The following is a 5757-nucleotide window of genomic DNA, read 5'->3' on the forward strand; positions in this document are numbered from 1 at the left end:
GCCGGGGGGCGGCGCGGCACCCGCCGCGGGCCCCCCCCCCGCACCCCCCACCCCCCCCGCCCCCCCCCCGCCCCCCCCCCCCCCCCCCCCCCCCCCCCCCCCCCCCCCCCCCCCCCCTCCGTTCAGCCCTGGGCCAGCTGGGTGGCGTAGAGGCAGATCGCGGCGGCCGCGGCCAGGTTGAGGCTCTCGGCCCGCCCGCGCATCGGGATCCGCACCCGCGCGTCGGCGAGCCGGGCCAGCTCGGCCGGGACGCCGCGGGCCTCGTTGCCGAACAGCCACAGCACCGGCCCGGCCAGCCGCGGGCCCAGCTCGTCCAGGGACGCCTCCCCCCCGCCGTCGGCGGCGAGCACGGTCACGCCGGCGCCGCGGACGGCGGGCAGCAGCTCGGCCAGGGGCGCCCCGCGGACGACGTCGACGTGGAAGAGGCTGCCCGCGCTGGCGCGGACCGCCTTGCCGCCGTAGGGGTCGGCCGACCCGGCGCCGAAGACGACGGCCCCGGCGCCGCACGCGTCGGCGGTGCGCAGCACGGTCCCGGCGTTGCCCGGGTCGGCCAGCTCGGCCAGGGCGACCGCCAGCGCCGGCGGCGCCTCGGCCAGCCGGGCGGCGGGGACGTCGCGCAGCGCGCACACCGCGACCAGCCCCTGCGGCGTCACCGTCTCCGACAGCCCCACGGCCGCCTTCTCGGTGACCAGCCGGACCGGGACGCCGGCGCCGGCGAGCAGGTCGCGGGAGGCGGCGGCCCCGGCCTCGGTGGCGAACACCTCGCGGACGCCGCCGGGCGCGGTGGCCAGGGCCTCCGACACCGCCTGCCGGCCCTCGGCGAGGAAGAGCCCGGCGGCGTCCCGGCCGGCCCGGCGGGTCAGCTTGCGGGCGGCCGCGACGCGCGCGGAGCGCTCGGTCAGCAGCTCGGTCACTGCTCCTCCTCCTCGGCGACCCTGCGGTCGGCGTCGACTGCGACGAACTCGTGGCCATGGGCTCCCGACGGCCACGAGTTCGTCGCACTCGCGGCCCGGACCGCGCGGGCAGCCCGGACGGGTGCCGCAGACGCGCCGACGCCGCCGGCGCCGGCCCCGGGGGGCCGGTCACCGACGGCGTCGTCAGTGGTGCGGGTCAGGCGGCCTGGGAGCCGGTCGCCTCGGGGTTCGCGGCGAGCGCGGCCCGGGAGGCCTCGACCAGCGCGGCGAACGCGGCCGGCTCGTTGACCGCCAGCTCGGCCAGCACGCGGCGGTCGAGCTCGATGCCGGCGAGCTTGAGGCCCTGCATGAACCGGTTGTAGGTCATGTCGTTCTGGCGGGCCGCGGCGTTGATGCGGGTGATCCACAGCTTGCGGAAGTCACCCTTGCGCACCTTGCGGTCGCGGTAGTTGTAGGTGGCCGAGTGGAGGATCTGCTCCTTGGCCTTGCGGTACAGCCGCGAGCGCTGACCCCGGTAACCGCTGGCCGCCTCGAGGGTCGTGCGGCGCTTCTTCTGGGCGTTGACCGCCCGCTTCACGCGTGCCACGTGAGAGCTCCTGTCTTGTCGTTACGGGCGGGGGCTCAGATGCCCAGCAGCTTCTTGAGGTTCTTGGTGTCGGCCGGGGAGATGACCTGGTCGGCGTCCAGCCGGCGCTTGCGCTGCCCCGACTTGTGCTCGAACTTGTGCTGGTTGTTGGCCTGCTCGCGCATGAGCTTGCCGCTCCCCGTCACGCGCACGCGCTTCGCGGTGCCCTTGTGGGTCTTCTGCTTGGGCATGTCCTCGCCTGTCTGTGTTCGTCGTCGTGCGGGCGCGCGCGGCAGCACGGGGCCGCCGCACGCACCCGGAGGTCTCGGTGGTGCGGTCCTGCGCCGGAGGCGGTCAGGCGCTGGGCGCCTGCTCCGAAGCCTGCTCCCCCTTGGCCGGGCGCCCCTTGCCCTGCTGGGCCTGGGCGTTCCGGTGCGGGGCGATCACCATGACCATGTTGCGACCGTCCTGCTTCGGGTTGGACTCGACGACGCCCAGTTCGGACACGTCGGCGGCCAGCCGCTGCAGCAGGCGGTACCCCATCTCCGGGCGCGACTGCTCGCGGCCGCGGAACATCACGGTGATCTTGACCTTGTCGCCGCCCTTGAGGAAGCGCTCGACGTGGCCCTTCTTGGTCTCGTAGTCGTGCGGGTCGATCTTGAGGCGCAGCCGCATCTCCTTGATGACGGTGAGCGCCTGGTTCCGCCGGGCCTCGCGGGCCTTCTGGGCGGACTCGTACTTGAACTTCCCGTAGTCCATGAGCTTGGCGACGGGCGGCCGGGCCATGGGCGCGACCTCGACGAGGTCGAGTTCGCTGTCCTGGGCCAGGCGCAGCGCCTCGCCGATCGACACGATGCCGACCTGCTCCCCCTCGGGGCCGACCAGGCGGACCTCGGGGACGCGGATACGGTCGTTGATGCGGGGCTCGGTGATGGCCTCTCCTCTGCTTCAGCCTGGGGAGGGGCTCGCTCGCGGCCACCGGACGCCGGCAGACAGAAGGCCCCGCGAGCGACTGCTCGACGGGGCCCACCGGCCGGTGGCGCACACACCGTTGCCGGTGGTGCGCGTCGCGGGCGTCGACCACGGGTGGCCGGCACCTGCGAACCGGGACCTGGGCACCGGGGTGGCGCCAGGTGGGAGCGGGCTCCTCTTGGTCAGCGGCCCGGGGCGGGGCCGCTGGAGTGGTTCACGCGCCTCGTGTAGCGGGGAGGCACGCCCACTCTACAGCGTCCTCGGGGGACAGGACATTCCCCTCCTGGCACGCCCGGCGACGGCCCCGTCCAGAGGCTCGTCCCGAGCTCGCGAGGGACGAGGAGGACGGGGTCCTCCTTCAGTCGTCGTAGAGCAGGGGCAGCGGCGGCGGCTCGGCCGCCCGCGCCTCCTCCAGCAGGGCGCGCAGCCCCTCGACGGCGCGGACGGCGTGCTCCTTGTCGGCCGCCTGCACCGCCAGCAGCGACAGCTCGTCGCCGTTGGTCAGCAGCAGGCTCGCCCAGGACGAGTGCCGGTCGAACCGCACGGCGCGGACGGCGGTCCACGGCAGCTCGTGCCGGACGAACACGTTGCGCACCCGGATCCCGGCGGCGTCGGCGTCCACCCGCGACCGGGCGATGAGCACGATCCCCAGCCCCAGGCAGATCCCGATGCCGATGATCGCGACCTGGTCGGCCCAGCCGAACTGGACCACGCCGGTGGAGGAGCTGGGCAGCAGCAGCCCGACGACGGTCATCGCGACGACGACCGCGGCCCCGGCCAGGACGCAGATCAGCCGCAGCCGCCGGGGCACGGCGCGGACGCGGGCGGGGGTTCCCGTGGAGGGCACGGCGTCATCATCCCAGCCGCCGGTGCTGGCATGGTGCCGCCGTGGACAGCGACGTCGAGATCACCGGGACCGCGCAGCGCGAGGCGTGGCTGGCCCGGGACACCCCGCCGGTCGAGCAGCTGCGCGAGGACCTGTGGTCGGTCCCCGTCCCGATGCCGGACAACCCGCTGCGGTACGTGACCTCCTACGTGTTCGCCCTGGCCGGGGGCGGCCTGGGGCTGGTCGACACCGGCTGGGACTCCGAGGACGCCTGGGCGGCGCTGCAGGCGGGGCTGACGGCGATCGGCGGCGACGTCGGCGACGTGCGCGGGGTGCTGGTCACCCACATGCACGGCGACCACCACGGGCTGTCCGCGCGGGTCCGGGAGGCCTCGGGGGCGTGGATCGGGATGCACCCGGCCGACGCCGCGATCGTGCGCCGCTCGTCGCAGGCCGACGTCGAGGCGTTCATCCGCACCCAGATCGCGTCGATGGTCGCCCTGGGCGCCGACGAGGCGACCGCGACCTCCGACGCGCCCACGCCGGAACGGCTGGCCGGCCTGCGCCGGCAGGCGGTCCCCGACCGGCTCCTGGAGGACGGCGAGGTGGCCGACTTCCCCGGCTGGTCGCTGCGCGCCGTCCACACCCCGGGGCACACGCCGGGCCACCTGTGCTTCGCCGAGGAGCGCACCGGGCTCTTCCTCGCCGGGGACCACGTGCTGCCCCGGATCAGCCCCAACATCTCCGCCGGCCAGGGCTCGGACCCGGACCCGCTGCGCGACTACCTCGCGTCGCTGGCCAGGGTCGCCGGGTTCGACGAGCCGGTCGAGGTGCTGCCGGCCCACGAGTGGCGCTTCCGGGGGCTGGGGCTGCGGGCGGCGGAGCTGAGCCGGCACCACGAGCACCGGCTCACGGAGCTGCTCGACGCCATCCGCGCGCACCCGCACAGCACGCCGTGGGAGCTGGCCGGGTACCTGACCTGGTCGCGGCCGTGGGAGCAGTACGCGAACGCGATGCGGATGTTCGCCGTCACCGAGACCGACGCCCACCTGCGGCTGCTGGCCAGCCGCGGCCTGGTGGTGGGCAGCGACGACCCGGCGCCCACCTGGACCGTCGCCGTCCGGTGACACCGCGGGGCGTCGGCAGGTGACCGGCGCCACCGCCGCCGTCGGCGTCCGGACACATCCCCGCAACGCCGGTGCCGCACGATGGACCGGCTCCAGCACCGGACCAGGGGGACGCCGCGTGACCGACACCGAGCAGGGCCCGGACGACGTCCTCCCGCTGGCCGGGTACACCGTCGCGGTCACCGCCGCGCGCCGCAAGGAGGAGCTCGGGGCGCTGCTGGACCGCCGCGGCGCCCGGGTGGTCTACGCCCCGGCGATCCGGATCGTGCCGCTGGCCGACGACACCGAGCTCGTGGCCGCCACCCGGCGGGTGCTGGCCGCGCCGGTCGACCTCGTCGTGGCCACCACCGGCGTCGGCTTCCGCGGCTGGCTGGAGGCCGCCGAGGCGTGGGACCTGCCGCTGGTCGACCACCTCGGCACGGCGCGGGTGCTGGCCCGCGGGCCCAAGGCGCGCGGCGCGATCCGCGGCGCCGGGCTGGTCGACGCGTGGTCGCCGGCGTCGGAGTCCTCGGCGGAGGTGCTCGACCACCTGCTGTCCGGCGCCGAGGGCCCGCTCGAGGGCCGCCGGATCGCCGTCCAGCTGCACGGCGACCCGCTGCCCGACCTGGTCGCCGGGCTGCGGCGCACCGGCGCCGACGTGCTGACCGTGCCGGTCTACCGCTGGGTGCTGCCGGAGGACGTCGCCCCGGTGCGCCGGCTCGTCGGCTCGGTCGTGGCCGGCGGGGTGGACGCCGTCACCTTCACCAGCGCGCCCGCCGCGGCGAGCCTGCTGCAGGTGGCCGGCGAGCTCGGGCAGCACGACGCGCTCGTGGCGGCGCTGCGGGACCGGGTGATGGCCGTCGCCGTCGGCGCGGTCACCGCCGGGCCGCTGGAGGCCGCCGGCGTCCCGACGTGGCAGCCGGAGCGGGCCCGCCTCGGCGCGCTGGCCCGCGAGGTGGTGGCGCGGCTGCCCGAGCGCGACCCGGTGCTGCGGCTGGGCGGCACCACGCTGCAGGTGCGCGGCACCGCGGCGGTGGTCGACGGCCGGCTGGTCGAGCTCGCGCCCGGGCCGATGGGGGTGCTGCGGGCGCTGGCCCGCCGGCCCGGCGTCGTCCGGACGCGGGCGGAGCTGGTGTGCTGCCTGCCCGGCGGCGGCGACGAGCACGCGGTCGAGATGGCGGTCACCCGGCTGCGGGCGGCGCTCGGCCGCGGCGTCGTCGAGACGGTCGTCAAGCGCGGCTACCGCCTCCCGGTCTGACCGGAGTGGGGGGGGGGGGGGGGGGGGGGGGGGGGGGGGGGGGGGGGGGGCGGCCGCGGGCGGGGGGCGTCGGGGGGGGCGGGCCGGGCGGGGGCGGGGGGGCGGGCGCCGGCCGG

Annotated in this window: 7 protein-coding genes; 2 read left to right on the forward strand and 5 right to left on the reverse strand. The window is 76.9% G+C overall.

What is annotated here, in order from left to right; genetic code table 11:
* Positions 1-122 precede the first annotated feature (122 nt).
* From ACI79F_RS24250 to ACI79F_RS24270, 5 genes are all read right to left on the reverse strand, one after another.
* Positions 123-914 carry a TrmH family RNA methyltransferase gene (locus ACI79F_RS24250; RefSeq protein ID WP_456547694.1) on the reverse strand — a complete coding sequence of 264 codons (792 nt, stop codon included), beginning with the start codon at positions 912-914 and terminating at the stop codon, positions 123-125.
* A gap of 196 nt (positions 915-1110) precedes the next feature.
* Positions 1111-1500: a 50S ribosomal protein L20 gene (gene rplT / locus ACI79F_RS24255; protein ID WP_456547695.1), complete on the reverse strand. Its 390-nt coding sequence runs from the start codon at positions 1498-1500 to the stop codon at positions 1111-1113.
* Between the two features lie 35 nt (positions 1501-1535).
* Positions 1536-1730: a 50S ribosomal protein L35 gene (gene rpmI / locus ACI79F_RS24260; protein ID WP_456547696.1), complete on the reverse strand. Its 195-nt coding sequence runs from the start codon at positions 1728-1730 to the stop codon at positions 1536-1538.
* A 103-nt stretch (positions 1731-1833) separates the two neighbouring features.
* Positions 1834-2412, reverse strand: coding sequence for a translation initiation factor IF-3 (infC, locus tag ACI79F_RS24265; protein WP_456547700.1), 579 nt, complete (start codon positions 2410-2412; stop codon positions 1834-1836).
* A 397-nt stretch (positions 2413-2809) separates the two neighbouring features.
* Positions 2810-3298: a PH domain-containing protein gene (locus ACI79F_RS24270; RefSeq protein ID WP_456547697.1), complete on the reverse strand. Its 489-nt coding sequence runs from the start codon at positions 3296-3298 to the stop codon at positions 2810-2812.
* A gap of 41 nt (positions 3299-3339) precedes the next feature.
* Here ACI79F_RS24270 and ACI79F_RS24275 point away from each other — a divergent pair, with 41 nt between their 5' ends.
* Positions 3340-4404 carry an MBL fold metallo-hydrolase gene (locus ACI79F_RS24275; protein WP_456547698.1) on the forward strand — a complete coding sequence of 355 codons (1065 nt, stop codon included), beginning with the start codon at positions 3340-3342 and terminating at the stop codon, positions 4402-4404.
* A gap of 118 nt (positions 4405-4522) precedes the next feature.
* Positions 4523-5641: a uroporphyrinogen-III synthase gene (locus tag ACI79F_RS24280; protein ID WP_456547699.1), complete on the forward strand. Its 1119-nt coding sequence runs from the start codon at positions 4523-4525 to the stop codon at positions 5639-5641.
* Positions 5642-5757 lie beyond the last annotated feature (116 nt).

The sequence above is a fragment of the Blastococcus sp. SYSU D00868 genome (assembly GCF_054050575.1).